The following is a 25,577-nucleotide window of genomic DNA, read 5'->3' as shown; positions in this document are numbered from 1 at the left end:
TTCGTCCGGCCAATGGCCGGCCAGCCGGAGATTGTTCCGGGACTGCCGATGCTGCCAAGATTGAATCCATGGTCTACCGCGAGCCGTATCTGCACGATCTCACGGGGGTCTTTGCGGCACCCGTCCAAGCCTGGAGCGAGCCCCACGGGCAGATCAGGGGTACCGGAGCCCAGGGGGTCTACTGCGGGGACGACCGCGTGTTGGCCCGCTGCCTGCTGGCGGTGAACGGCCAGGAACCGGAGTGGATCTCCACCCAGTCGCGCTCGGCCGGACGCGCCGACTTCTTCGCCTTCATCCGGACCGCGGCGGACGGGACGGATCCGCTGGTGACGCTGAACCGCTCGCGTGCGGTGGAAGCCGGCCGGCTGGCCGAGGCGCTCACGTTTACGTCGGCCCTCGAGGAGGAGTTGGAGCTCCAGGTCCGCGTCGACCTGGTGGCCGACGCCATTCCGCTGGAACAGGTGCGCGCCGGGGCCGCGGGCGAGGCCGGCTCGGTGGCCCCCGGCGCAGCCGCCTGGAACTGGCGGGACAATACACGCGCCGCGCTGACGGCCGAAGGTGCCCGGATCAGTTTTGACGGCAGCCTGGTCCGGCTGGAGTGGACGGAGCTGCTCAAGCCGGGCGCCGTCGTCGTCCTCTCCTGGAGTCTTGAGCTTGACGACGACGATGCTCCCCTGACTGCCGCGGCCGCGCCCCCGCTGCGCACGCCGTCGCTGGCGGGGGATCCCCGGCTGCAGCGGCTGATGAGCCGATCCATGACCGACCTCAACAGCTTGCGGATGGCCGGGCGCCAGACCCCTGGCGATGTCTTCCTGGCGGCGGGTGCCCCGTGGTTCCTGACGCTGTACGGCCGGGAGGCGCTGGTTGCCGCCCGGCTGCTGCTGCCGGTCGACGCGGCGGTTGCGGAAGGGACGCTGCGGGCGGTGGCAGCGTGGCAGGGCACGGCCGAGTCGGCCGAATCGGGCGAACGGCCCGGCCTGATGGTCCAGGAGGTGCGGCAGCGCCGCCTGGCGATGCCCGCCGATGCCGTGGTCCGGCAGCTTCCCCCGGTCCTGTACGGGTCGCCCGACGCCACGCTGCTGTGGATCGTGCTGCTGCACGACGCCTGGCACTCGGGGATGCCCGAGGACGCCGTCCGGGACCTGCTGCCCCATCTGGAGGCTGCGCTGGACTGGCTGCGCTTTGACGGCGACCCCGACGGCGACGGCTTCCTGGAGACGCCGGTTCCCGCCCTTCAGGGGCCGGGGCACCAGGGGTCCGGCGACACGCGCGCCGCCTATCGCTATCTGGACGGCAGGCCGGCGACAGGTACGGTCGCGTCGGCCGAACTGCAGGCCTACGCCTACGAGGCGGCGCGTGCCGGAGCCGTGCTGCTGGACTACTTCGGCGAATCGAACGCCGGCGCCGAGTGGCGGGACTACGCGTCCCGGCTGGCGGAAAACTTCCGCAGCCGGTTCTGGTGCACCGACGACGCCGGCCCGTACCCGGCGATGGCCCTCGACGACCGGAAGCAGCGGGTGGACGGTGTCGGGTCCGGCATGGGACACCTGCTGGGCACGGGGCTGCTTAACCCCGAGGAAACCCGGACGGTGGTTGCGCGGCTGATGGACCGGACCTTGTTCTCCGGCTACGGCGTCCGGACCCTGTCCACCGCGAACCCCGGGTTCTGGCCCACCCGCCGCCGCTCAGGGGCGGTCTGGACGCAGGAGACCGCGTGGGTTGTGATGGGGCTGCTGCGCACCGGCTTCCAGGAACAGGCCGCACAGTTGGCGGCAGGGCTGCTCGACGCGGCCGAGGGATTCGACTACCGGTTGCCGGAGCTCTTCAGCGGGCAGGCCGCGGTGGAGGTCCGCCCGGCGCTGCCGTATCCGTCCGCCTGCCGGCCGCATGCCGGGGCGGCCGCGGCAGCGGTGCCCGTGGCGCTGGCACTGGGCGGTTTCAGCGCCACGGCCGTTTAGCCACCCGCCGCCGGGCAGGCGGTCCGTCCCGCCGGGCGTCAGGCGTTTGATCGCCGCGCGACGCCCGGGCGCTCCGGCACCCTCGGCACCCGGATTACCTTAGCCCCGCGGCACGTCGGGGCCCGTGGGCCAGCGGAGCAGCGCCGCTATGCTCTTCCCTCCCGGCAGGGCCCCTTCGGGGACCATGGTCACCCGGGCGTCGGTCAGCGCCGCGGCGCGGACCAGCGCCGCCGGGGCGGGAACCTTGGCCAGCAGGTCGCCGTTGACGGCTTGCTCGCCGGCCGTGGCGATCCACGGTTCGGCCGTCAGGGCATGCACCTGATGATCGGCGAGGGCGTCGTCGTTCATGAGCAGCGTGCCAACCTGCGCCTGCTGCAGCGCCCGGACGCACTCGCCCAGGCCCGCCGTCCACTCCGGATGGGCCTGCCCTGTTTGGTTGGCCAGGCGGTCCAGGATGGCCTTGCGCTGCTCGGTCCACACATGGGCCACCCGGGCGGCTATTTCCGCGCGGAGCGCGTCCTTGTCCGCTCCGCCGGTGCGGGTGTGCGAGTCGATGGTGGATTCGATCGCACGGCTGGCTTCGGAAAGCTGGTCGACCACCAGCTCCCGGGCCCGGATATCCCCCGCCACAATCAGCAGCCGCGCCTTGCTGGCCTGCACCACGCGATCGATCTCGGCGGCTATTTCATCGGCGTTCTTGCGCCAAATCTCCTCGGTGCGGTGCTGGTAGCGGCCCTGGGACCAACCGCCGCCGGGGACCTTCGTGAGGTTCTCCCGCTCGCCCTCCACCGTCCTCGTTTCCACCACGCCGTTCCGGCGCGCGTACTGCAGGTGGACCTCGCCGCCGTCCCGGCCCACTTCGGCCACCACGTACGGGAAGTCGTCGCCGCGGGCCTTCAACAGGGGCACCAGGTCCGGAATCGGGCCGGCCTGAACCACCTCCGGACCGGACAGCTCGCCCGGGAGCACCTCGTTGATCTCGGCCTCACCGCCGCGCACCAGTACGAAGCGGCCGACCGGAGACGGAACGCCGGTGGCCGGGGAAACGGCGTCGATCACGGCCTCTATGTCCGCCTTCGCGGCGCCCTGTTTCTCGAGCGATTCCCGCAGCCTGTCCGGCAGCACGTCGCCGGCCCGCAGGGAATTTACGGTGCCCGTACTGGCGTCCACGTAGACCGTGATCCAAGGTCCCGGCTTCTTGTACAGTTCGGCGTACTTCTTGTTGGCTGCGTGGGTCGTGTTGACCTGCTCGGTCATCGTGATCACCTTCCCTGCGATTGGAACTGCGGGTTTTCTTGATCAGTAGCCCTCACCGTAGCACCGGACGTTTTGCCCTTGAAGAGGCGTCCGGTCCTGTCCTGACCGGCCCGGAGAAGCAGTCCGCCAGGCCGGTTTGCCGCCGTCGCCCGCGGTCCGCTTGGGCGCGGGAACGGCGGTCCGGGCCTGCCGGCGCCCCCGGTGGGACGTCCTTTTGGGGTCCCGATTTCTGGGGCCCGGCCGGGCCGGGCCGCCTCTAGCTCTTCTGGTATTCCGCGTGCTGGCGGTGGGCCTCGGCCACCTGTTCGCGGATGATGTCCACGTCCTTGGCCTTGTTGCGGTACTTCGGTTCCATTTGCAGGATCTGGCGTTCTTCTTCCACGAGCAGCCGGTAAATCCGTTCGCGTTCTGCCGGGTCAGCGGTGTAGGAGAGATCCATGTAGTTGACCGCGTGCCGGCGTGCGTTGTTGATGGCGTTCTGTGCCTTGCCGGCCTTGCTCAGCAGCGAGCCGACGACGGTGACCACCAGGATGCCGATGATGACGGTAAGCGAGAGTCCGGTGGTGATCTCGACCACGGGAACCGGGTTGCCGTCGTTGACGAAGGGCAGGTTGTTCTCGTGCAGTGCGTGCAGGATCAGCTTCACGCCGATGAAGGCCAGGATCGCTGCCAGGCCGTAGGACAGGTAGATCAAGCGGTCCAGCAGCCCGTCGATCAGGAAGTACAGCTGGCGCAGGCCCATCAGCGAGAAGGCCGTGGCGGTGAAGACGATGAAGACGTTTTGCGTCAGGCCGAAGATCGCGGGAATGGAGTCGAGCGCGAACAGGATGTCCGTGCCGCCGATGGCCACCATGACCAGCAGCATCGGCGTCATCGCCTTCTTGCCGTCCTTGAGGGTGAACAGTTTGTCGCCGTCGTAGTAATCGGTGGTGTGGAAGAAGCGCTTGGCCAACCGGATGACGAAGTTGTCCGCCTCGCCGCCGTCGTGTCCGGGCTTGAGCAGGTTGCCTGCCGTGATAATCAGGATCAGTCCGAAGGCGTAGAACACCCAGGCGAAGGTGTTGATCAGCGCCGCGCCCAGGAAGATGAAACCTGTGCGGGCGATCAGCGAGAACACGATACCGAACAGCAGCACTTTCTGCTGGTCTTCGCGCGGCACCTTAAAACTGGCGATGATGATGAGGAAGACAAACAGGTTGTCCACCGAGAGCGCCTTCTCGGTGATGTAGCCGGCGAAGTACTCGGAGCCCATGTCCACGCCGCCGTAGATCAGCACCAGGATCCCGAAGACGATGGCGATGCCCACGTACAAGGCGGACCAGATGGCGGCTTCCTTCAGCGACGGCACGTGCGCCTTGCGGATGTGGAAGAAATAGTCGAAGGCGAGCAACGCGAGGATGACGGCGATCGTGATGCCCCAAATCAGGGGAGAAACGCTCATGTGTTTCCTTTCGTAAGCGGGTAGCGGTGAGCCCGCAAGTCTCTCCTCCGGCACGGCCGGCCACTGCAACCGGCCGGGCGTCGGTGCCCTACGTGTTGACGGCTGCAGCGCATCTGGATACTCCCTTACGCACCTGCCAGTCTAACGACGACGACGGTGCACGGCTAACGGGCCGCGGGCGGATCGGGGGCGGCCGGGGCCGGAACGCCCCAACGGAGGGGGCTGAACTCCTGCGGCCTATGCACCGCATTTCGGCTGTGACAGGCTGGGGGCCCGGGCCGCCGCCCTCGATCGACCGGCGGCCGACCAGCGCCGAAAGGAGCACCGCCATGTCCTATTACCTGGAGTACACCATCCCGGCCGGGCCGGACGAGGGAAGCTTCGAGTTCCCGATCAGCGAAGAACACCGCGGCTATACGGTCCCGCTGAGCGAAACGGATGCGGAAATCGTCCGCACGGACCAGTTGCCCGCCCGCAGCGAGGTGTTCGGGGCGTCGCTGGCGGAGGCCAAGGAAGCGGCGGAGTCCATCCTGTCCAACAGCAAGGCGGACACGGCGCAGCTCTACGACGACCCCGACGACTCGATGCAGCCCGGCGCGGGCACGCTGGTCGCCAGCTATACGGTCGGCGGCGGGTGGGAGGACGCCGGGCAGGTGGCTGGCGGGTGATTAATCCCGCAGCACGACGTCCGCGGCTTCGATGGAGCGATCGGTGACGGTGGTCGGCGATTCCAAGTGCACGGCACCGGAGGGCAGGATGCCGGCACCGCCGTAGCGTTCCATGACCCTTAGCTGCGCCACCACATCTTCGCCGGCGTGGGCTGGTGGCAGCTCCTCCCAGAACCCGAAGCCGCCGCAGTCCAGCAGCGCGCTCCTCCGGTACAGCACGCAGCCGCCGGCCCACGCGATCTTGTACAGCCGCCAGCCGCCGTCCGGAATTCCCAGCTCGGCGGCGATATGCGTCAGATTTGCCGCGTTGTGCAGCTGCCAGCGGCCGAACCGGTCGTCCGCACGGCGGATGCGCTCGGGGCGCACCGGACCGTCCCACAGTTCGAAGGGTTCCTGCTCCCCCGGCCTTACGTCGTCCAGGTAGGACATGCCCTGCACCGCGGCACCGATGAACCCGCAGCACGCCTCCCGAATGGCCGCTGTCATCCGGGCCAGCATGCCCGGTTCCAGCCACACGTCGTTGTCCAGAAACAGCACCAGTTCAGCCGTGGCAAGCCCGAGCAGGAAGTCGCGCTGCTCGGCCAGCCCGCGCCGGGGCAGATTCCGTTCCAGCCGGACCGGGCGCCCTTGCGCTTCCAACACCCTGATCATGGCGCCAACGGCCGGGTGCTCCCAGGCGGCGGCGCCGTCGGTCTGGTCGCTGATGATGACCGAGAACGCCGGACCGTCCTGTGCCGCCAGCCCGGCGAGCGTTACCGCCAGCTCCGCTTCCCGGCCGTAGCTGGGCACCAACACGTCCAGCTCAGGCCCTGATTCCGCTGAAGCCAGGGCCCAGCTGGCTGAACTCCTGCGGCTCACGCAGAATCGGCTCCCGAGGCGGGCGCCGGATCCGCTCCCGCCTCCGGCGCGGTACCTGTCTCGGCCGCGGGCGCGGAGCCGCGGATCCGGCGGACCACCGCCGTGGTGGAGTGGTCGGAGACATAGTCCAGGATGCAGACCTCGCCTCCGCAGGCCTCCACCACCGCCGCTTCCTCGAGCATCTCCGGGGAGTAGTCCCCGCCCTTGGCGTAGATGTCGGGGCGGATCGCTTCGATCAGCGGGATGGGCGTGTCCGTGTCGAAGACGGTCACGTAGTCCACGCAGCTGAGGGCTGCAATGATGCCGGCCCGGTCGGCGGCCGGGTTGATCGGCCGGTCCGGTCCCTTCAGCCGCCGGGCGGATGCGTCGCTGTTCAGCGCCACGACCAGCACGTCGCCCAGTTGCTTGGCCTGGTTCAGGTAGCGGGTGTGCCCGCGGTGCAGCACGTCGAAACACCCGTTCGTCAGCACGATGCGCTTGCCCGAGGCCCGCTCGGCGGCGACCGCTTGCCCGAGCGCCTCCGCATCCAGCGCGGCGTCGGAGAAGCTGCCCAGGTGCGCGGCGAGGTCCGTGGTGCCGCAGACCGACGTGCCGCGCCGGCGCACCACTACATCCGCGGCGGCCTGGGCCAGGTCCAGGCTCGTGCTGAGCTGCAGTCCCGCGGCCCGCGCCAGGGTCAGACAGGCCACGTACGTGTCGCCGGCGCCCGAAGCCTGCTTCTCGGTGACGGGGCTGGCCCAGGTGCGGTGGGTTCCGCCGTCGGGCGTCAGCAGGAAAGAACCGTCCTTGTCCAGCGTGACGACGGCGGCGCCCGCCCCGGTCGCCTGCAGCAGCTCCCCGGCATGGTCGGCTATGGCGGCGGCCCGGTCCGTGTCGGGATCCAGCGTCACGCCCAGCAGCGCGGCAGCTTCCGCGGCATTCGGAGTGACCAGGTCCGGCGCGATCGCCGACCAGGGCCGCGGGTCGTGGGCGTCGACCACCAGCAGCCGGCCGTCGCGGTGACGCGCCAGCACGCTGCGCAAGGCGTCGCCCAACGCGCCGGATCCGTAGTCGCAGACCACCACGGCGTCGCTGCCGGCGAGCGCGTCCGGCACTGCTGCGGCCAGCCGCTCCTGCGCCGCTTCCGGTACCCGCTCCGTGCGCTCGTCCAGCCGCAGCATGATCTGGTCGCCGCCGATAATGCGGTACTTCGTGGTGGTCAGGACGTCCTCGTGTTCCACCAGCCCCGAGATGTCCACCCCCGCACCCTGAAGGAGGGCACCCAGCCGGCGGCCGGCGTCGTCCCCGCCGATCAGGCCGACAATGCGCACCCGCGCCCCGAGGGCGGCGAGGTTCATGGCCGTGTTGGCGGCGCCGCCCGGGGCGTACTCCCGCTTGGTCATGTCCACTACCGGGGCGGGGGCTTCCCGGCAGAACCGTTCGATCCGGCCGCTGAACCAGCCGTCCAGCATCACGTCGCCCACCACGGTGACCTGCGGTGCGGCCTCAGCCAGCCGGGCCGGCAACCAGCCGGCCAGCCCCGAAACGTCCGACAGGGGCGTGCTCATGGCCGCACCCCACCGGGCAGGCCGACGTGGACCACCTTCACCGCGCTGAACTCGTCCAGCAGTTCGGGGCCGTAGCCGAACCCGTCGCCGCTGTCCCGGCGGGGCTGGGCGGAACCGCCCGGCGCGCCGCCGAAGACGGCGTTGATCTTAACCGTGCCGACCTGGAGCGCCGCTACGGCCCGGTGCGCATGCTCCAGGTCCGCGGTCAGCACCGTGGCGGCCAAACCGTACCGGCCCTCCGCCGCCAGCTGCAGCCCGTCGTCAAAGCTGTCCACCACCCGGACCGGGGCCACCGGGCCAAAGGTCTCCTCCTGCATCACGGTCATTCGGTCCGTGCAGTCCAGCAGCACGGTGGCCGGATAATGGGCACCCGGCCCCCCGGGCACCGAGCCGCCCTCGGCAGCCGTCGCACCGAGCGAAAGCGCCTCTGCCACCTGGGCGTTGACGCTATCCCGCAGCCTGCGGTCCACCAGCGGTGCCATCAGTCCGGCGTCGTTGCGGGTGCGGGCCTCGGCGACGAGCGCTTCACAGAACGGGCCGGCGACGTCGCGGTGCACGTAGATCCGCTCCACCGACGTGCAGATCTGCCCGCTGTTGGCGAACGCCCCGATGGCTGCCTGCTCCGCCGCCCACGCCGGATCGACGCCGGCGTCGACGATCAGCGGATCGTTTCCGCCGTTCTCGCGGATCACATGGGCGCCGGTGAGCGCCGCCGCCCGGGCAATCCGGGCGCCGGTGAGGCTCGATCCGACGTGCGCGATCACATCGACATCAGGATGGCCGGCCAGCGCCGCTCCGACGGCGGGCCCGCCGGTCAGCGTCGTGAAGACCTGCGGCGGCAGCACGTCCGCGAGAATCCGGCCGAGCAGCTCGCCCAGATGCGGGCAGCGTTCGCTTGGTTTGTGCAGGACGGTGTTTCCCGTGGCCAGGGCGGCACCCAGCAGCCCGGCTGCCACGGCCACCGGATCGTTCCAGGGCGTGAGCACAGCCGCCACGCCCCGCGGTTCGTTCACCGTGTAGTCGGCGGCGAGCGAACCGCCGCGCAGGCTGCGGCCGCGGTGCACGGGGCCCAGCTGGGCGTACTGCCGCAGGGTCCCGGCGCCGGCCAGCACGCCCTCCAGGGCTTCATGTTCCGGCCGGCCGGTTTCCCGCGCGTTCATCTCGGCCAGTTCCTGCGAGTGCTCCTGCAAGGCCGCCGCGGCCGCCTCCAGCAGTTCGCCGCGGGCGGCAGCGTCGGTGGCCGCCCAGCCGGGCTGGGCAGCCTTGGCGGCGGCGACGGCGTCCCGCACCTCGTCGGGGCTCGTTTCCTCAAGCCTGCCCACCAGGCTGCCGTCCCTCGGGTCGTGCACCTGAAACAAGGCAAAATCCCGGGCAGTATCGGAATCGGTGGTCATATTGCTCCTCCCCTCCACGGCGGCCTGGGCCCGCCCGTTGGTGTCTGGCCAAAGTCCACGGTCACGCAGCCGCAGTGCAGTGCCCGCCACGGGCACGCAACACCGGCAACAATGCGTGGTACTGGTTCCCTACCCCGCATCGCGCGGTTTCAGACACACCGCGCGGTTTCAGGCATCGGTGTGGAGCCGGTTCCTGCTGGCCGGTTTGTGCCTCCGGGCCCGATTCGGGCTCTGGCCAGCGGGTCGAAAGCACCCTAGGGTGAAGTTCACGAGGGGCTCGCGGGGGCGGGTTCGCAGGGTTGCGGCAGGCCTGAAACCCGCGCGCCGGGTGGATGCGCGGCGGCGCGGGACGTTGATTCAGGAGGTGGAGATGGCTGATTCCCCCACAGGCGGCGCCGCTTTCGGTGACCAAAGGCTCAGTACCGAGGCCAGGCATGGCCGGGGCATCGGACCAGTGTTGGAGCCCTTCGAGGGTGTGCGGAAGATTGCGGTGCTCCGGGGCGGAGGACTGGGCGACGTGCTTTTTTCGGTTCCGGCACTGGAGTCGCTGGCTGCCGCCTATCCGGAGGCCAGCCTGACCCTGCTGGGCACCGAGGCCCACGCCGCACTGTTTCGCGGCAGGCCCGGCCCGGTGCACCGGGTGGAACCGCTGCCGTTCGCCCACGGGGTTCGCCCGGGACCGGAGGAGCCGCAGGCCACCGCCCGGTTCCAGCAGCGGATGCGCGCCGAGCAGTTCGACCTGGCCGTGCAGTTGCACGGCGGCGGCCGGAACTCGAACCCGTTCCTGCTGGAACTGGCCGCGCGGCACACTGTGGGCACCCGGACCGACGACGCGGCCGCGCTCGAGCGGTCCATCCCGTATCTGTACTACCAGCACGAGGTGTTGCGCGCGTTGGAGGTGGTGGGCCTGGCCGGCGCTGCTCCGGCCGCGCTGCAGCCGGAACTGCAGCCCCTGGCCGACGAAGAGGCGTTGCTGGCCGGGCTGCTCGAAGAAGGCAGGCCATCGCTGGTGACCATCCACCCGGGCGCCACCGACCCGCGGCGTCGGTGGCCGGCGTCGGAGTTTGCCCAGGTGGCTGCATGGGCGGCCGACGACGGGTGCCAGGTCCTGGTCGTAGGCGACCAATCCGACGTGGCGCTGGCCGAGGAAGTGGTTCGCCTGGGCCGCGCGGCGGCCGGAACCGGCAGCGGCGGCAGCATCGACGCCGTGGCCGGCCGGCTGGAGCTGGATGAGTTGTCCGCCGTGCTGCGCGCCAGCGACGTGATGGTCGGCAATGACAGCGGGCCGCGGCACCTGGCGCAGGCGGTGGGAACGCCCACGGTGGGCATCTACTGGGCCGGCAACATGATCATGGCCGGGGCACTGGGCCGGACCATGCACCGGATCCACATGTCCTGGATGACGCAGTGCCCGGCCTGCGGCTCCGACCTGAGGCAAGTGGGCTGGACTGCCGAACGCTGCAGCCACGAATTCTCCCTGACGGATCAGGTCCGCGCAGAGGATGTCTACGCGGACCTGCGCCAGCTTAAGGCCACGAGTCTTCTTCTTCGTGGCAAATGACCATCTCGCGCACCTCGCAGCCCTTCGGCTGTGACAGGGCGAAGATGATGGCATCGGCCACCCGTTCCGGATCGTTAAGCCGGGAGTCGTCCTGCGGCTTGTACTGCTCGGTGCGGTCGTCGAAGAACCTGGTCTTCATGCCGGCCGGAATCATGGTGGTCACTCCGACCTGGCCGCGGGTTTCGGCCGCCAGCGCCCGGCTGAAACCGACCACACCGAACTTGGAGGCGCAGTAGGCGGTGGCGTCGGAGACGGCCTTGATCCCCAGCGACGAGGCGACCGTGATCACGCGCCCGTGGGAGGACATCAGGTGCGGCAGGGCCGCGCGCACCACGGAGACGGTGCCCATCAGGTTGACGCCGATGACCTTCTCCCATTCTTCGGCCGGTACATCTTCCAGGCGTCCGCAGCGGTCAATCCCGGCCGCCGTCACGACGGCGTCCAGCCCGCCGAGGGTATCGGCGGCCTGCTGCACTGCCGCTTCGACGGCGGCGCGGTCGGCGACGTCCACCTCGATGCTCTTCGCCTGGCCCACCCGGCTGACGTCACGGTCCAGCACGACCGGCGTGCCGCCGGCGGCAAGGACCGCCTCCACGACGGCGGCTCCCAGTCCGGACCCTCCGCCGGTGACCAGGACGCGCCCGGGGTTCGTTGGTGCAATGCTCATGTTTTTCCTCCTCAGGTTCGGGGATGGTTCTTTGGTCCGGCCCGCCCGCCGGGTGCGCGGAGCAGGGTCGCGTTTCAGCCGACTTTCGCCAGGGCGGCGGCCAGGCCGGTAGTGGAACGCGCCGGGTAGTAGGGCACGGTGACGGTTTGCCCGCCCCAGGACTGCAGCAGCCGCGCTTCGGGCAGTTGGTCCGCGGTGTAGTCGCCGCCCTTGACCCAGATGTCCGGGCGCAGCCGTTCCAGCGCCGCTTCGGGGGTGGCCTCGTCGAAGACCAGCACCGCATCCACGCACTCCAGCGCCAGCAGCAGCTCGGTCCGGTCCTCCTGGTTCATGATCGGACGCTCTTCGCCTTTGAGGCGGCGGACCGAATCGTCCGAGTTAAGGCAGACGATCAGGCAGTCGCCCAGCTTCCGGGCGGCGGCCAGGGTCCTGGCGTGGCCGGCGTGCAGCAAGTCGAAGCAGCCTCCGGTGGCTACCACCGTGCCACCGGCTTCGCGGGTCTGCGCGGCAACGCGCATGGCGCCTACCCCCGGCCCGCGCAGCGGGACCGGGGCGGTTTCCCGCCGAAGCGATGCCACCCCGCCCGCGGCGAGGAAAGCCGCCGCCTGTCCGACGGCCTCTTCCACCGCGGCGGTCAGCGGCTGCCCGGAGGCCAGCGCCACCGCCAGGGAGGCGGCGAACCGGTCCCCCGCGCCGCAGGTGTCGGCCGGCTCCAGCGTCGGGGCGGGAACGGCCTGCGGCAGGTCGCCGTCCGACTGGATCAGGGCTCCTTCCGCGCCGAGCGTGACGACGACGGCGCTGCTGTTCCACCGTGAACGCAGTTCCGCCGCGGCCAGTGCCGCTTCCCGGGTGCCGTTGTCCCGCTGGCCGGCGATGCGCAGGGCTTCGGGCAGGTTCGGCGTTGCGGCGGCCACGCCCTCGACCGGGGCCGGGCCTGCCGGGTGCGGATCCCACACCACGGGGATCCGGTGCACCAGCGAGGCCAGGGCGTCGCGCAGCGCGGGTGCGGCCGCCAAGCCGCGGCCGTAGTCCGCCACGATGATGGCGTCGGCCGTCCCGAGCGCGTCGAGCATGTCCGGTGTCGGTACCGGCACAGGTGCCGGGGCGCAGCCTTCGTCCACCCTGACCACCGACTGCCCGCCGGCCCGGATCCGGGTTTTCACCGGCGTTGGGGCGCCGGATGGTCCGGCGACCACGCGGACGCCGTCCAGGGCGTCGTGCAGCCGGGAGGAAGCGCCGTCGTCGGAGATCGCCGTGACCAGGAGGACGTCCCGGCCGTCGCGGGCCAACATCCGGGCCACGAGCCCGGCTCCCCCGGCGCGGTAGGTCGTTTCGGCGGCATCAACCACCGGCACCGGTCCGTCCGGACTCAGCCGGGTTGCCGCACCCTCCACATCGGCATCGAGCAGTACGTCGCCCACCACTACGATCCTCATGGCCGGCCTCCCTGCCCGCGCCCGCCGGCGGTGCCTGCCTCAAGGCGTGCCACCTCGGCGTCGAAGGCCCGGCAGAGGGCGTGGAGCGCCATGAGGTGGCCTTCCTGCACATTGGCCGGCGCAGCCTCCACGGCTACGTAGTCGTCGCACAGCAGGGTCAGCGGGTTCGGTGCCTGGCCGGTCAGCGCCCAACAGGTCACGCCGATGCTGCGGGCAGCTTCGGCCGCACGCAGCAGGTTCCCGCTCTTGCCGCTGGTAGTCAGCAGGAGCAGCACGTCGCCGGCCCGGCCGTGGCCCAGGACCTGCCGGGCAAACAGCTGGTCGAAGCCGTAGTCGTTGGAGATGGCCGTGACCGCCGATGTCTCCGCATGCAGCGAGATGGCGGAGAAGGCCCGGCGTTCGCCGTCGAACCGGCCCACCAGTTCGGCGGTGAGGTGCTGGGCTTCCGCCGCGGAGCCGCCGTTGCCGGCCGCCAGCAGGCGTGCGCCGTCCATCAGGCGCCGGGCCAGCTCGGTTCCCCAACCGGCCAGCTGGCCGGCCTGGGCGCGCAGCGACTCCACCGCCGGCGCCACCGCCTGCAGGTGCGCCAGGACCGCGTCCACCGCTTCGGTCCCGGCCTGCTTCGGGCCGGTCGCCGGCACCGGAACCAGGGCGGGTCCCGCGGGCCCCGGCCCGGGCGGCCGCACGTAAGCCTCCGTGCGGGCAGGGGCGGCGGGGGCGGCCGCGGCCAGCGCCGTGGTCCGTGCTGCCGTCTTGGCGATGCCGGTCGGGCGCTTCACAGTGCCTCCCCTTCCAGCTGCCGGACGCCGGCGGCGACCGCGCCCGAGCCCCTGCTGACCGCCAGGTGATAGGCCTTCTCGGTGTCGGCGGCCACCCGGTCCCAGGAGTAGCGGTTCCGCACGCGCTGCTGGCCGGCGCGGCCGAGCTCGCGGCGCAGCTGGGGATTCGCCAGCAGCTCGGCCACCGCTTCGGCCACCGCCGCCGGATCGCGCGGCGGTACGTGCAGGCCGGTCTTGCGGTCCACCACGGTATCGATCAGCCCGCCGACCGAGGCCGCGACCACCGGGACGCCGCAGGCCATCGCTTCCAGCGGGACAATCCCGAACGGTTCGTACCACGGCGCGCAGACGACGACGTCGGCGCTGCGCAGCACCGCCGGGATTTCTTCCCGCGGCAGCTGGCCGCGCAGCACCAGCTGGTCTTCCACGCCGAGCCCGCGGGCGAGGCCGCGCAGCCGTTGCGCTTCCGGATCGGACGCCAGCCCGGTGGCACCGGAGGCGCCGCCGACCACGATCAGTTCGACGTCGTCCAGTCCCTGGTCCTTGAGCAACCGCAGGGCCTGCACGGCCAGGTCGATGCCCTTGCGCGGAACCAACCGGCCCAGCGCGACGATGCGGTGGGCGCGGCCGCGCGGCTCGGCCTCGCCGTCGGCCTTGAAGAGTCCCAGGTCCACGCCGCAGGGGGCAATGGAGATATTGCCGCGCGGGATGTCCATGGCCGCCAACTCGAACACTTCGTCCGAACACGTCGCGATGACGCGGTCCACGCTGCGGCCGACGGACGGTTCCAGCCAGGCCCGCTCGGCCGGGCTGGTGTCCTGCGCGCCCTGGTGCCGCCGTTTCACGGTGCCGAGCGCGTGGAAGGTCTGCAGCACCGGCACCGGCGGGCTCCCCGGGCGGCGGGCGGCGTCGAGGGCCGCCACCCCTGACATCCAGAAGTGCGCGTGCACCAGATCCGGCGGTGTGTCCGCCCAGTCCGCGCTGATCCCGTCGGCCAACTGGCCCATGAAGGGCAGCAGTTCATCCTTGGCGACCGGCTCGGGCGGTCCGGCGTTGAGGTGGACCACTTCCACTCCCGGCCGCATGGTCACGCGGGCGGGAAGCATCGGGTCATCGCGGCGGGTGTAGACGCGCACGCTGTGCCCGCGCCGGGCCAGTGCGGCGGAGAGGGCCGCCACGTGCACGTTCTGGCCGCCGGCGTCCACACCACCCAGCGCGGCCAGCGGGCTGGCGTGTTCGGAAACCATCGATATCCTCACGGCTCTCTCCTCTCGTTGGCGGCAATGGCCCGTCCGGTGCGCGTCGTGGTCTCTGCCAGCAGGGCGTCCCAGTTGTCCAGGAAGGCCTGCAGCCCGTAGTTCCGCAGTGCCGCCTCGCGCGCCACGGCGCCGCGGGCTGCGGCCTCCTCCGGGTCCCGCAGCAGCCGGGCCGCCTCGCGGCGCAGCTGGTCCACATCCGTTGAGATGGCGCCGGCTTCCGGCGGCACGGCCCGGGCCGCTTCCGTGCTGGCCAGCACCAGAACCGGCATGCCCAGATGCATGGCTTCCAGCAGCGCCAGGCCCAGCGAGGTCCAGCGCAGCGGGTGCAGATAGAGGCGGCAACGGGCCAGTTCCGCGTGCAGCAGCGGGCCGGGCAGGTCGCCGTGCACCCGCAGCCGGTCCGGGCCCAGCCCGGTGGCGGCGCCCAGCTGGTCGGCGCCCATGCCGAAGACTTCCAGCGGTCCTGCCTCGGCGAAGGCCGGCAGCAGATCCGTTCCGGTCACGCGCCAGCGGCGGACCGGCTCGTTGACCACCACGCCCTGGCGTTCCAGTTCCCCGGTGTAGAGCGGGCCGGGATCCACGATGCCGTGTTCGATCACCGTGGTCCGCGCCGTTCCGCAGTCCCAGAACAACCGGTTGAAGTGGGTGACATGCACGACGGTCATGTCCTGCTGGTCGGCCAGCGGGTGCAGCGAGTTGGGCACGTCCCCCTTGGGAGTGTTGTGCTCCAGGAACACCGCCGGGATGTCCCGTCCCGGCCGGCGGCCGAGCAGCCGCTCGCATTCCTCGATCTCCTCAGGCCGCTGCAGGACCACGACGTCGGGGGCTTCGTCTCGCAGCCGGTCCGGGTGCACGTCCCGGACCGAGGACGGCCAGTCGCGACCGGCGCGGCCCAGGCCCCACGGCCCGCCCTCGGCGGTGGCGGGCAGCAGGTATTCGTGGCGGCCGCGCACAAAAGCGTCGGTCCAGCCGCCGTGGACATGCCAAAGCAGGATCTTCATGCGTTCCTCGTCTTTCTCCGGGCGGACAGGTACGTCACGCCGCGGGTCAGCCGCTGTACAGCCTCGAGCACTTCTTCGGGTGCCACCTGGGCCAGGCAGGGATGTCCGGGAACCGGGCAGGTGCGTGCCCGGCTGAGCCGGCAGGGCGCATTCTGGTCGCCGAGCAGCTCCAGCGGTACCTTGTACGGTGCCCAGCGGACCGCCGGAACCACCGGCGCGAACAGGGACACCACCGGGGTGCCCACGGCCGCCGCCAGGTGGGCCGGCCCGGTATTTCCGGTCACGACGGCGGACGCGCCGGCCAGGACCCCCGCCAGGTTCCGCAGGTCGGTCTTCCCGCCCAGGTCCAGCGCGCCGGGGACGGCGACGGTCGCCGTCAGCTCCTGTTCCTGCGGGCCGCCGGTGACCACCACGCGGTAGCCGGCGCCGATCAGCAGTTCGACGGCGGCGGCGTGGTGCAGCGGCGGCCACGCCCGCGCCGGAACGGAGGCGCCGGGGTGAACGACGATGTAAGGCTCGCCGCCGGTCAGGTCCGAGGTATCCGGAATACCGCGCACCTGCAGCCGGCCGTCGTCGGCGGCTGGAAGCCGGTACCCGGCGGCAGCGGCGATCTGCAGCGCCCGTTCGGCCTCCGGCTGGTCCTCCGGGAAGTCCTCGCCGGGCCGGAGCCGCTGATCCAGCAGCGACCCGGCGTAATCGACGGAAGCGCCGGTGATGCGGCCGACGCCGGCCAACCGCAGCAGCAGTGCCAGCGGCAACGGCGACTGGTGGAAGGACGTGAGGATGACGGCCTCGGAGATCTCCGAGGCCCGCACCCAGTCCGCCAGCGCGGCGACATGTTCCCGGGTTGCCGGCGGCGCGGGGTCGACGATCCACGGGCTGGCCCAGCTGAAAACGCCCGCGACGCCGGGCAGCAATTCCGCGGCGGCTTTGCCCTGCGGGCCGCACAGCATCATGACGTCGCGGGGACTGCCACCGTGGCCTGCCGCGACTGCCCGCACCGCCGGACCCGCCAGCAGTACGTCTCCGACGCTGTCCAGCCGCGCCACCAACACACGGCTCACCGCCGGCCCTCCAGCAGCAGCGACACCGCGGCGGCGAGGTCTTCGGCAACCACGGCGGCGGCCTCGACCTCTTCGCGCCGGGTCACCGGGGTCGGTACCAGGACGCCGGTGGCGCCGGCGGCGGCAGCGGCCTCGACATCGGCCCCAATGTCCCCGACGTAGGCCACCTCCGCGGGATCGAGCCCGAGCCGGCGGCAGGCCGCCAGGATCATGCCGGGCTGCGGTTTCCGGCAGGGGCATCCGTCGTCCGGGTTGTGCGGGCAGATCTCCCAGACGTCAAACGGTCCCAGCAGCTCTTCCACCCGCAGGTTGACGGCGTCGACCTGTTCCCGGCTCAGCAGGCCGCGGCCGATGCCTGACTGGTTGGTGAGCACCCCGCACGGCAACCCGGCGGTGCGGACCGCATCGACGGCCGCCCGGGCGCCGGCCACCGGCCGGACTTTCGCGGGGTCCGGGTTGTAGGGCACGTCCGTGACCAGCGTGCCGTCCCGGTCGAACAGGATGGCCCGCGGCGGGCATGCGGCAGTTGTGCTCATACCAGCACTGTTCCCAGCACGGCTGCGACCTAAACACTTCTCCTGCTACTACTTTTGTGTCGCACACTTCCCGCCGCGGCAACCGCTGCCGCTGGAAGCGTGAGGTGCGGGCATCTGGGAGGATGGGCACAGCCGGAAGGAAGGACGGGTGAAGTGGCAGAACCTGAAGGACTTGAACGGGACGGACGCCCGGAATTGCTGGTACTCCGGGCGCTCAAGCTGGGCGATCTTTTGGTCGCGGTTCCGGCGTTGCGGGCACTGCGCGCGGCCTACCCCGAACACCGGATCATCTACGCCGCCCAAGCCTGGCTGCGGCCCATCCTCGGACTTACCGGCTCGGTGGACGACCTGCTGGCCACCCATGGACTCGATGTCCCGCTGGCACTGGCTCCCGGCCGGGTGGAGATCGCCGTGAACCTGCACGGCAACGGGCCGGAGAGCCGCGGCCGGCTGGAAGCCCTGCAGCCCGCGGTGCGCATCGGCCACCAGGCCCACGGATGGGACGGCCCCCAATGGCCGGAAGGCGTGCACGAACGCGAGCGCTGGGCCCGGCTGCTGCAGTGGCACGGTATCGACGCGGATCCGCTCGACTACCGGCTGGACAAACCCGCCGTCCAGAGCCCCTGCCCGGGAGCGGCGGTGCTTCATGTCGGTGCCGCCTACGGCAGCCGGCTGTGGCCCGCCGAGCGCTTTGCCGCGGTCGCTCGGGAACTGGCAGCCCAGGGACACCGCATCCTGTTCACCGGCAGCACGGCGGAACGGCCTCGGGCAGAGGCGGTGGCCGAATTGGCCGGGCTGGGTCCGGACACCGTGGTCGCCGGAACCCTCCCACTGGCGGAGTTTGCCGCGGTGATCGCCGAGGCCGCCGTCGTGATTTCCGCCGATACCGGCGCCGCCCACCTGGCCGCGGCCTATGCCCGGCCGTCGGTGGTCATTTTCGGGCCGGCACCTGTCAGCGTCTGGGGTCCGCCGCCCGGACCCCATACGGTCCTGACCGACGAGAGCCTGCGGGTGGGCGACACGTTCTCCGCGGACCCGGACCCCGCCCTGCTGGCCGTCAGCCGGGACGACGTCCTGGCCGCCGTCGCGCAATTGCCGGTAGCTACGCCGTCCGCATCCGCTGCCGGGCCGGGGCCTGCCGTTCCCCCAGCACCCGGTGCTGGAGCTTGACCAGGATCCTGGCCAGCGCGCGGGAGACCTGCATCTGCGTCATGCCGATACGTTCCCCGATGCGGCGCTGGGACTCCTCCTGGAAGTAGCGGTAGAAGAGCAGCTGCCGTTCCTGCGGCTCCAGCTCGCGGATGGCGCCCCGAAGCATCAACAGTTCCTCGGTCCGTTCGGTCCCGCCGTCGGAGGCAGCCAGCGTCTCGGCCAGGCCCTGTCCCTCGGGGGTCCCCTCCAGTGATTCCGGCCGCAGGCTGCCGTGGCAGTTGAGGGCTTCGGCGACCGTTTCCGGGCTTTCGGCGAGCGCGTCGGCCAGCTCCTGCAGCCCGGGTTCGCGGCCCAGCCGCTGGGCGAGTTCGGACGTCATTTTGATCGCCGCCGTCCGCAGGTCCTGGAGGTGGCGCGGTGGGCGGATCATCCACGAGCTGTCCCGCAGATAGCGCTTCAGTTCGCCGTGGACCGTGGGGGCTGCGTAGGCGCGGAAGTCCGCGCCGTGGTCGGGGTCAAAGCCGCGGACCGCCTTGAGCAGCCCCAGCCGCGCAACCTGGTTTAGGTCATCGAGCTCCCGGCCGGGGCCGGAATAGTTGCGGGCTATCCCCTCGGCAATGCCCAGGTGCCCCAGCACCAGCTCCTCTTCCAGGGCGGCGCGCAGGGACCCCCTGGCGCGTCTCGCCTTGCGGAATAAAACCTGTATGTCTTTCTCGTTGTGTTGCATCAGAAGCCCACCCTCTGTTGGAAGTGCGCGACCAGAACCGCTTCTCCCCCAAGAGAACATAAGCATGCTGATTATGCAACAGGTCGCCGCCGAAAAAATGCGCAAAAGTCTTTTCTTCTCCGCGGAGAAGAAGGTATAAGCAGCAGAAGCAGGCCGGTGGCCGCTCAGGCGTTTCGTCAGCGGATCAGGACCAGGGCGTGTCCGGCTTCTCCTGCGCCTGGCCGTCGACCACCAGGTCCACCTTTTCGTTGTAGAAGCAGAAAAGGTCTCGGATCTTGGGGTTTTCCGGGATCGGCTCCGGATAGCTCCACACCACATCGTGAACGATGTTCTCACCGACGCGAACCGACCAGTACCTGGCCTGGCCTTTGTACGGGCAGCTGGTCACCGCGTCGCTGGCTTCCAAAAGGTCAGTGCGCACGTCGTCGGCGGGCAGGTAGTAGCGGACGGGCAGGTGGGTCTCAAAGAGCATCAGCGGCCGGATGCTGTCAGCTATTTTCTCGCCCTCAAGATAGACCTGGACCCGGCGCGAACTGCGCAGCGTGTCCACCCGCTTGTAGGGATCGCGGGCGTGTACCAGCGCGCGTTCGTCTTCCTCGTACCATTCCAATTGGCGCCACGAGAACGTCACATGCCCGGCCAGGGCGCCGCCCAGTTCGCCCGACGGGTCGGGATGCTCCCACGCCCCGGCTTCGGCCCTCTTGCTGCCGATGGCCACGTCCCACACCTGCTGCCCCGCCCGCCCGGTGTGCGGATTGGACAACGCGCCTTCCGCCACGTCCTCCCGCGGCACGTAGTAGGTGGGCAGGCTGCCGGTGTCGTACTGGACCAGCAGCCTGGCCCGGGTGCTGTCCGCCACCAGGCTCCCGCCCAGCCGCACCCGGATGCGCCGCGCGGTCGGTTCCGTGAAGGGCCTTTCGAATTCCATGTGGCACACGCTACTCCGATCGTGCCGCCGCGGGCAGTGCTGTCAGAATGGAGGTCACCCCCAGCAACAAGGAGGCTTTGAGTGAGCACCGAGGAACGTCCGGCCAGGTTTTACATCGACAAGCAGACACCGACGGCCCACCGCGCCTTGAACGGGGTCGCGCTCAAGGTCGCCGACGCCGCCGAGGCAGCCGGCCTGGACCGGAAACTGGTGGAACTGCTGAACCTGCGCATCTCGCAGATCAACGGCTGTGCCTACTGCCTGAACATGCACACCCGGCTTGCCCTGGGCGAAGGCGAGACCGCGCAACGCCTCTCCGTGCTTCCGTCCTGGCGGGACACCGAGGTCTTCACCGACAAGGAACGCGCCGCGCTGGCCTTGGCCGAGGCGCTGACCGAACTGGCGGACCACCACAGCCAGGAGCGCGCCTACTCCGCAGCCCGCGAGGAACTTACCGACGACGAGTTCTCCGCGGTCAGCTGGATCACCGTCGCAATGAACGCTTTCAACCGCGTCTCCATCGTCAGCAAGCATCCGGTCCGGCCGCAGTAGCCAGCCCCGGCGGCACACGCCGGCACACCGCGCTGCGCGGCTCACGACGGCGGCGCGGCCTGGCGCCGCACGAGGGCAGCGGCTATTCAGGCCGCAGCGGGACCTGGGCGAGCGCGTCGATCTCGACCAGCACGCCTGGCCGGGCAGAGCCCACTTGCAGGACGGTGATCGCCGTCGGCACCCGGCCCCACACCTCCGCGGCCGCGGCGTACCCCTCGTTCGCGTCCTGCCCGGCGGCGAGGTAGATGTTCAGCTTGGCCACGTCCTGCTGCGTTGCACCGGCCTCCTCGAGGACCGCCAGCACGTTGCGCATCGCCTGTTTGGTCTGGCCGGCAAGATCATCGCTGACCAACTCGCCGTCCGCGTTGATCCCGTTCTGGCCACCGACGATCAGCAGCCGGCCGGGGCCGTCCACGAGCACGCCCTGGGAAAAGGCCGGACTGCGGAACATGCCCGCCGGATTTATGTGCGTGAGGGTCATGGCTTTCCTCCATCTTCCGGTTCCGGTGCGCTGGACGGGCACCGCGTGCGGCGCCCGTGCGGGAGCGTAACCACGGTAGGCGGTTGCAGCAGCGGGCACCAGACCCGCGCAGTGGTGAAGCCCACATGAACGCCCGATGCACTGTGTGAAAAAATGGGGCATGCGTCCGATGCAACATTCCAGCAAACTTCAGAACGTCCGATACGAACTTCGCGGCCCTATTTTGCACGCCGCCAAGAAGATGGAGGCGGAGGGCCACCGCATCCTGCGGATGAACCTCGGCGACCCGGCGCCGTTCGGGCTGGAGGCGCCGGAGTCGATTGTGGTGGACATGATCCACCACCTGCGCGACGCCCAGGGCTACAGCGATTCGAAGGGAATCTTCTCCGCCCGCACGGCCATTTCGCAGTACTACCAGACCAAGGGCCTGATGCAGATCGGCGTGGAGGACATCTTCATCGGCAACGGGGTGTCCGAGCTGATCTCCATGACGCTGCAGGCGTTCCTGGAAAACGGCGACGAGGTGCTGATCCCCGCGCCCGACTACCCCCTGTGGACGGCTTCGGTCACGCTCTCCGGCGGCAAGGCCGTGCACTACCTCTGCGATGAGGACAACCACTGGTGGCCGGACATGGCGGACGTCGAAGCCAAAATCACCGACCGGACGCGGGCGATCGTGCTGATCAACCCCAACAATCCCACCGGCGCCGTGTACCCGCGGCACGTGCTGGAACAGTTCGCGGCCCTGGCGCGCAAGCACGATCTGGTGCTGTTCTCCGACGAAATTTACGAGAAGATCACCTACGACGACGCCGTCCACATCCACACCGCCTCCGTGGCCCCCGACCTGCCGGTGCTGACCTTCAGCGGGCTGTCCAAGGCGTACCGGATGCCCGGCTACCGCGCCGGCTGGGTGGCCATCAGCGGGCCGCGCGCGGAGACCGCGGCCTACCGCGAATCACTGGAGCTGCTGGCCTCGCTCCGGCTGTGCTCGAACGTCCCGGCGCAGCACGCCATCCAGACGTCCTTGGGTGGCTACCAGTCCATCGGCGACCTGGTGAAGCCCGGGGGCCGGCTGCACGAACAGCGCGACCTGGCCTGCCGGCTGCTCAACCAGATTCCGGGGGTCAGCTGTGTCCCCGCGGCCGGGGCGATGTACCTGTTCCCCAAGCTCGATCCTGCGGTCTACCCCTTCGAGGACGACGAGAAGTTTGTGCTGGACCTGCTCGAGGAGGAGAAAATCCTGGTCTCGCACGGCACCGCCTTCCACTGGCCCACGCCGGACCACTTCCGGTTCGTGATCCTGCCGTCGGTGGAGGATATCGAAGAGGCGGTGCGCAGAATTTCTTCCTTCCTGGCCATCCACCGGAAGAAGACGGCCGACGCCGCTGCCGCCGTCTAGAGCCGGCCCGGCCCGCCGGGTGAAGCAAACATGCCGGCGCGGCCTAAGCCGCGCGCCCGGTCGGCCGCGTCCAGCGCGTGGACCTGTGAGCAGAGCGTGCCCCGGACCGACCGCACTTGCCTGCTAGGCTGCTGACAATTTCAGCCGCCGGTCGGGCGGCTGTAGTGCCGGGCATCGGGGGAACATGCAGACCAGGCCGACGGCCGCCCTTATTGCGCTATGCGCGCTGCTGCTCACGGGTTGCTCGGAACCGGCGGCGGAGGCAGGAGCCGCAGCGGCAGGGACGGCGAGTCCGACCGCGGCAGCGTCCGACGGCGAGCACACCGCCGGTTCGGCCGGCGGTACATCCCACAGCTCCATCCGGCTGGCCTCTCCCCGGCCGGGCCGCCCGACCGTGACACCCGCGGAAACTGTCGGAGCAGAAGATCCAGAGGGCACGAAGGCCTACATCGACGAGTTCCTGGCGACCCAATGGTCTTCCGGTGTCGGGCCCTCGGCCTTGGGTGAGGCGTCCGTCGGCGACTGCGTGTTTTTCGATTGGGAGTATTCCTCCGGCCCTACGACCACCGCGTTGTTTCAGGTGCCCTGCCAGGAGCCGCATGAAGGCGAGATTTTCGGGACCGTCACACACGCCGGCGAACTGTTTCCGGGTCAGTCAGCGCTGGAACGCCAGGCCGGGCCACTGTGCGGCGACGTGATTTTGCAGTTTCTCGAAGCGCGGTTGATTCCGGACGGTACCCACCGGATCTTGTTCCCCACGCAAGCGGACTGGGATTCCGGTGAGCGCACCTCCGCTTGCCTGTACTACCCCGGCTCCCTGTTGGAGCGCGGCTATTTCGGGAATTAGCCGGCCTCGCCGGCTGCCAGGTGCGTGAATTCATCGTGAACATGCGGCTGGATCCCTTGTGGCCGCCCTCGCCCGCCCGGATGGTGGAGGAGAGATGCGCGGCCGATAACCCGATCCGAGGAGCACCACCATGCCTGAGACCCCGCTCGAAAACTGGGACCTCGTTCCCGGCACGCTGGTGGAGGTGTACAGGGACGGAACGCTGCTGCGCACCGGAAGAGTCGATGCGGTGACACTTGATGCGGACATCGTCTGGCTGGCCAACAGTGGCTTACAACCACGCCGTCTGTTCGAAAAGTCCGAGGGGTACCGGCTCCATCTGGTTGCGGACAGGGCCTGACCGCAGTCCCACGCCGATCCCTACCGCCGAGTGCCCTGCCGGCGCTAGCGTGTCCGTCATGGAAATGAAACTCGAGCTAGTGGCCGTGCCGGTCACCGACGTCGACCGGGCCAAGAAGTTTTACGTGGAGCAGGTCGGCTTCAACGCCGACCACGACCACCAGGTAAGCCAAGGCCTGCGCTTCGTGCAGCTCACGCCGCCCGGCTCGGCCTGTTCCATCGTGATCGGCGAGGGCATCACGGAGATGGCGCCCGGCTCGCAGCAGGGGCTGCAGATGGTCGTTGCCGATGCCGAAGCGGCCCGGGAAGAACTGCTCAGCCGCGACGTCGCGGCGAGCGCCGTGGACGTACAGCCGTGGGGGAATTTCGTCTACTTCAGCGACCCGGACGGCAACACCTGGGCGCTGCAGCAGATGCCGCCCACGAACTGAACGTGCCGTTCGCACACTCACCCCGCGACCAGGCTTCCAGGCGGGCCGTACCGCCCCGCCGCGGTGTGAGGTCGTCCTTCATCTGCCGTGGCCGGAGCCTGGTTGCGCCCGCGCCGTCGACGGAAGGCCGGAGAAACTTTTCTTCCTCCCGGAATAAACCGGCCCGCGGGGCGTGTTCCATAAACTGAGACTGCCAACGGACAGCTGAGGGACCACCGAGTTTGCAGCAGGAGCTCAGCGGAGACGCTCTTTCCCGCGCCCTGCCGGGTCGATGCCCGCCCTTACTGTTAGCGCTCACCGGCACCCGGCATGAGCCGACGCCTTTTCGCCTGCCAAGCAGTCCCCGAACTTTGCCACGGCAGGGTCAGCCGCACGGCTGGTCCGCCGGGTACAGCACGCCCTTACCGTCACGACACAGGAGGTCACGCATGACACCATCCGCACCCGGTCAGTCCCCGCTGGTCAATTCCACCCCCACCCGGATCCGCAATCTCGGGCATCTGCGCCGCGGCGATTCGGTCGAGGCCCGGATGGACAACGCCGTCCAGTACCGGGGCCGCGTGGACCGCACCGCCCCCGGCGTCGGCCTGGTGTGGATCCGCGATGACGCGGACGGCTCACGCCGCGCCATCAGCACGCAGGACTGCACCGTCTGGCGGCTGCCACAGAAGAGCTGACACCACCACGGGGCGGCACAGCTCCGCCCACGGAGCGGACGGCTTCGGCACTCACCACAGCGCCGGCGTCGTCCGTTGCTTCGTTAACCTGACCCTTCCGGGTTCACGCGCTTGTCCCGGCGGCCCGGGCGGAGTTGAATGGGTGCCAGCATTCCGGCCGGCCACCGCCCCGGCCACCGCCTTCGGAGCAGCCATGGCCGTCTCGTTCAACCACACCATCGTCTACGGCGCTGACAAGAAAGCGTCGGCGGAATTCTTCGCGGAGATCTTCGGCCTCGATCCGCCGCAGCCGATGTTCGGGCACTTCATGACGGTCCTGCTGGAGGGCGGTGTGGCACTCGACTACGCGGACGCAGGCGGGAAGGTTCAGCCCCAGCATTACGCCTTCCTGGTCACCGAGGACGACTTCGACGGGATCCTCACCCGCATAGGGTCGGCCGGAATCGACTACTGGGCGGACCCTGGCCGCAGCCGGCCCCAACAAATCAACCGCAACGACGGCGGCCGCGGCGTCTACTTCACTGACCCGAACGGCCACTTCCTGGAAGCCATAACACGCCCCTACGGTTCCGGCACCGCATGAGGCGAGGCAGCGCCGTCGTACGCCGGACGGGG

The 25,577-nt window shown here is 70.0% G+C and carries 26 protein-coding genes; 11 read left to right on the top strand and 15 right to left on the bottom strand.

Annotated elements, in window-relative coordinates; all coding sequences use genetic code 11:
- Positions 1 to 68: 68 nt before the first annotated feature.
- Positions 69 to 1,958, top strand: a complete 1,890-nt coding sequence (locus AC5RUK_RS05135) for a glycogen debranching N-terminal domain-containing protein (RefSeq protein WP_494151572.1) — start codon at positions 69 to 71, stop codon at positions 1,956 to 1,958.
- A gap of 99 nt (positions 1,959 to 2,057) precedes the next feature.
- Here the strand turns inward: AC5RUK_RS05135 and AC5RUK_RS05130 are convergent, their stop codons facing one another.
- Positions 2,058 to 3,215, bottom strand: a complete 1,158-nt coding sequence (locus AC5RUK_RS05130; protein WP_494151571.1) for a baeRF2 domain-containing protein — start codon at positions 3,213 to 3,215, stop codon at positions 2,058 to 2,060.
- Positions 3,216 to 3,471: 256 nt separating this feature from the next.
- Complete coding sequence (locus AC5RUK_RS05125; protein WP_494107437.1) at positions 3,472 to 4,656, bottom strand: TerC family protein; 1,185 nt, start codon at positions 4,654 to 4,656, stop codon at positions 3,472 to 3,474.
- A 329-nt stretch (positions 4,657 to 4,985) separates the two neighbouring features.
- On the opposite strand from AC5RUK_RS05125, the gene AC5RUK_RS05120 reads away from it, so the two are divergent.
- The gene (locus AC5RUK_RS05120; protein ID WP_494151570.1) at positions 4,986 to 5,324 is read left to right on the top strand and encodes a hypothetical protein; all 339 of its coding nucleotides are present in this window, start codon (positions 4,986 to 4,988) and stop codon (positions 5,322 to 5,324) included.
- Here the strand turns inward: AC5RUK_RS05120 and AC5RUK_RS05115 are convergent, their stop codons facing one another.
- The 3 genes from AC5RUK_RS05115 to AC5RUK_RS05105 are packed head-to-tail and all read right to left on the bottom strand — an operon-like array spanning position 5,325 to position 9,123.
- A complete protein-coding gene (locus AC5RUK_RS05115; protein ID WP_494151569.1) occupies positions 5,325 to 6,182 on the bottom strand; it encodes a glycosyltransferase in 858 nt (285 codons plus the stop codon).
- Positions 6,179 to 7,729, bottom strand: coding sequence for a D-glycero-beta-D-manno-heptose 1-phosphate adenylyltransferase (rfaE2, locus tag AC5RUK_RS05110; protein ID WP_494151568.1), 1,551 nt, complete (start codon positions 7,727 to 7,729; stop codon positions 6,179 to 6,181). The genes AC5RUK_RS05115 and rfaE2 overlap by 4 nt, the downstream gene beginning before the upstream one ends.
- Positions 7,726 to 9,123, bottom strand: coding sequence for an aldehyde dehydrogenase family protein (locus tag AC5RUK_RS05105; protein WP_494151567.1), 1,398 nt, complete (start codon positions 9,121 to 9,123; stop codon positions 7,726 to 7,728). The genes rfaE2 and AC5RUK_RS05105 overlap by 4 nt, the downstream gene beginning before the upstream one ends.
- 370 nt (positions 9,124 to 9,493) lie before the next feature.
- Between AC5RUK_RS05105 and AC5RUK_RS05100 the strand changes: the two genes are divergently transcribed.
- Positions 9,494 to 10,684 carry a glycosyltransferase family 9 protein gene (locus tag AC5RUK_RS05100; RefSeq protein WP_494151566.1) on the top strand — a complete coding sequence of 397 codons (1,191 nt, stop codon included), beginning with the start codon at positions 9,494 to 9,496 and terminating at the stop codon, positions 10,682 to 10,684.
- On the opposite strand, the gene AC5RUK_RS05095 is transcribed toward AC5RUK_RS05100, so the two are convergent.
- The 7 genes from AC5RUK_RS05095 to AC5RUK_RS05065 all read right to left on the bottom strand — a co-directional run bounded on the left by AC5RUK_RS05095 (position 10,650) and on the right by AC5RUK_RS05065 (position 17,426).
- On the bottom strand, positions 10,650 to 11,351 hold the full coding sequence (locus AC5RUK_RS05095) for an SDR family oxidoreductase (protein WP_493989685.1): 702 nt from the start codon (positions 11,349 to 11,351) through the stop codon (positions 10,650 to 10,652). The two genes, AC5RUK_RS05100 and AC5RUK_RS05095, sit on opposite strands and share 35 nt — an antisense overlap.
- A 74-nt stretch (positions 11,352 to 11,425) precedes the next feature.
- A complete protein-coding gene (locus tag AC5RUK_RS05090) occupies positions 11,426 to 12,787 on the bottom strand; it encodes a PfkB family carbohydrate kinase (RefSeq protein WP_494151565.1) in 1,362 nt (453 codons plus the stop codon).
- Positions 12,784 to 13,428, bottom strand: a complete 645-nt coding sequence (locus tag AC5RUK_RS05085; RefSeq protein WP_494151907.1) for a D-sedoheptulose-7-phosphate isomerase — start codon at positions 13,426 to 13,428, stop codon at positions 12,784 to 12,786. The genes AC5RUK_RS05090 and AC5RUK_RS05085 overlap by 4 nt, the downstream gene beginning before the upstream one ends.
- A gap of 134 nt (positions 13,429 to 13,562) precedes the next feature.
- Entirely contained in the window at positions 13,563 to 14,825 is a 1,263-nt protein-coding gene (locus AC5RUK_RS05080; protein ID WP_493989687.1) for a glycosyltransferase, read from the bottom strand.
- On the bottom strand, positions 14,822 to 15,826 hold the full coding sequence (locus AC5RUK_RS05075) for a glycosyltransferase family 4 protein (RefSeq protein WP_494151564.1): 1,005 nt from the start codon (positions 15,824 to 15,826) through the stop codon (positions 14,822 to 14,824). Before AC5RUK_RS05075 ends, AC5RUK_RS05080 begins: the two co-directional genes overlap by 4 nt.
- Positions 15,823 to 16,890 carry a glycosyltransferase family 9 protein gene (locus AC5RUK_RS05070; RefSeq protein ID WP_493989689.1) on the bottom strand — a complete coding sequence of 356 codons (1,068 nt, stop codon included), beginning with the start codon at positions 16,888 to 16,890 and terminating at the stop codon, positions 15,823 to 15,825. The genes AC5RUK_RS05075 and AC5RUK_RS05070 overlap by 4 nt, the downstream gene beginning before the upstream one ends.
- On the bottom strand, positions 16,887 to 17,426 hold the full coding sequence (locus AC5RUK_RS05065) for a D-glycero-alpha-D-manno-heptose-1,7-bisphosphate 7-phosphatase (RefSeq protein ID WP_493989690.1): 540 nt from the start codon (positions 17,424 to 17,426) through the stop codon (positions 16,887 to 16,889). Before AC5RUK_RS05065 ends, AC5RUK_RS05070 begins: the two co-directional genes overlap by 4 nt.
- Positions 17,427 to 17,579: 153 nt before the next feature.
- Between AC5RUK_RS05065 and AC5RUK_RS05060 the strand changes: the two genes are divergently transcribed.
- Positions 17,580 to 18,596 (top strand): glycosyltransferase family 9 protein, encoded by a 1,017-nt coding sequence (locus tag AC5RUK_RS05060; protein ID WP_494151563.1) that lies wholly within the window; start codon positions 17,580 to 17,582, stop codon positions 18,594 to 18,596.
- Here the strand turns inward: AC5RUK_RS05060 and AC5RUK_RS05055 are convergent.
- A complete protein-coding gene (locus tag AC5RUK_RS05055; protein ID WP_493989692.1) occupies positions 18,529 to 19,305 on the bottom strand; it encodes a sigma-70 family RNA polymerase sigma factor in 777 nt (258 codons plus the stop codon). The two genes, AC5RUK_RS05060 and AC5RUK_RS05055, sit on opposite strands and share 68 nt — an antisense overlap.
- 184 nt (positions 19,306 to 19,489) lie before the next feature.
- Complete coding sequence (locus tag AC5RUK_RS05050) at positions 19,490 to 20,233, bottom strand: DUF427 domain-containing protein (RefSeq protein ID WP_494151562.1); 744 nt, start codon at positions 20,231 to 20,233, stop codon at positions 19,490 to 19,492.
- Positions 20,234 to 20,314: 81 nt separating this feature from the next.
- On the opposite strand from AC5RUK_RS05050, the gene AC5RUK_RS05045 reads away from it, so the two are divergent.
- A complete protein-coding gene (locus AC5RUK_RS05045; protein ID WP_494151561.1) occupies positions 20,315 to 20,785 on the top strand; it encodes a carboxymuconolactone decarboxylase family protein in 471 nt (156 codons plus the stop codon).
- Positions 20,786 to 20,867: 82 nt separating this feature from the next.
- Here AC5RUK_RS05045 and AC5RUK_RS05040 read toward each other — a convergent pair whose 3' ends face one another.
- Positions 20,868 to 21,266, bottom strand: coding sequence for a RidA family protein (locus tag AC5RUK_RS05040; protein WP_494151560.1), 399 nt, complete (start codon positions 21,264 to 21,266; stop codon positions 20,868 to 20,870).
- A 160-nt stretch (positions 21,267 to 21,426) separates the two neighbouring features.
- Here AC5RUK_RS05040 and AC5RUK_RS05035 point away from each other — a divergent pair, with 160 nt between their 5' ends.
- The 6 genes from AC5RUK_RS05035 to AC5RUK_RS05010 all read left to right on the top strand — a co-directional run bounded on the left by AC5RUK_RS05035 (position 21,427) and on the right by AC5RUK_RS05010 (position 25,545).
- Positions 21,427 to 22,668, top strand: coding sequence for a pyridoxal phosphate-dependent aminotransferase (locus AC5RUK_RS05035; RefSeq protein ID WP_493989696.1), 1,242 nt, complete (start codon positions 21,427 to 21,429; stop codon positions 22,666 to 22,668).
- Positions 22,669 to 23,062: 394 nt separating this feature from the next.
- Positions 23,063 to 23,515 (top strand): septum formation family protein, encoded by a 453-nt coding sequence (locus AC5RUK_RS05030; protein WP_494151559.1) that lies wholly within the window; start codon positions 23,063 to 23,065, stop codon positions 23,513 to 23,515.
- Positions 23,516 to 23,645: 130 nt separating this feature from the next.
- Positions 23,646 to 23,855, top strand: coding sequence for a hypothetical protein (locus tag AC5RUK_RS05025; protein ID WP_493989967.1), 210 nt, complete (start codon positions 23,646 to 23,648; stop codon positions 23,853 to 23,855).
- A 58-nt stretch (positions 23,856 to 23,913) separates the two neighbouring features.
- Positions 23,914 to 24,285, top strand: a complete 372-nt coding sequence (locus tag AC5RUK_RS05020; RefSeq protein ID WP_493989697.1) for a glyoxalase superfamily protein — start codon at positions 23,914 to 23,916, stop codon at positions 24,283 to 24,285.
- A 428-nt stretch (positions 24,286 to 24,713) separates the two neighbouring features.
- On the top strand, positions 24,714 to 24,962 hold the full coding sequence (locus AC5RUK_RS05015) for a hypothetical protein (protein WP_493989698.1): 249 nt from the start codon (positions 24,714 to 24,716) through the stop codon (positions 24,960 to 24,962).
- Between the two features lie 142 nt (positions 24,963 to 25,104).
- Positions 25,105 to 25,545, top strand: a complete 441-nt coding sequence (locus AC5RUK_RS05010; protein ID WP_494151558.1) for a VOC family protein — start codon at positions 25,105 to 25,107, stop codon at positions 25,543 to 25,545.
- Positions 25,546 to 25,577: the final 32 nt, after the last annotated feature.

The sequence above is a fragment of the Arthrobacter sp. Y3223065 genome (assembly GCF_059090885.1).
This window is presented reverse-complemented; position numbering and strand designations above follow the sequence as displayed.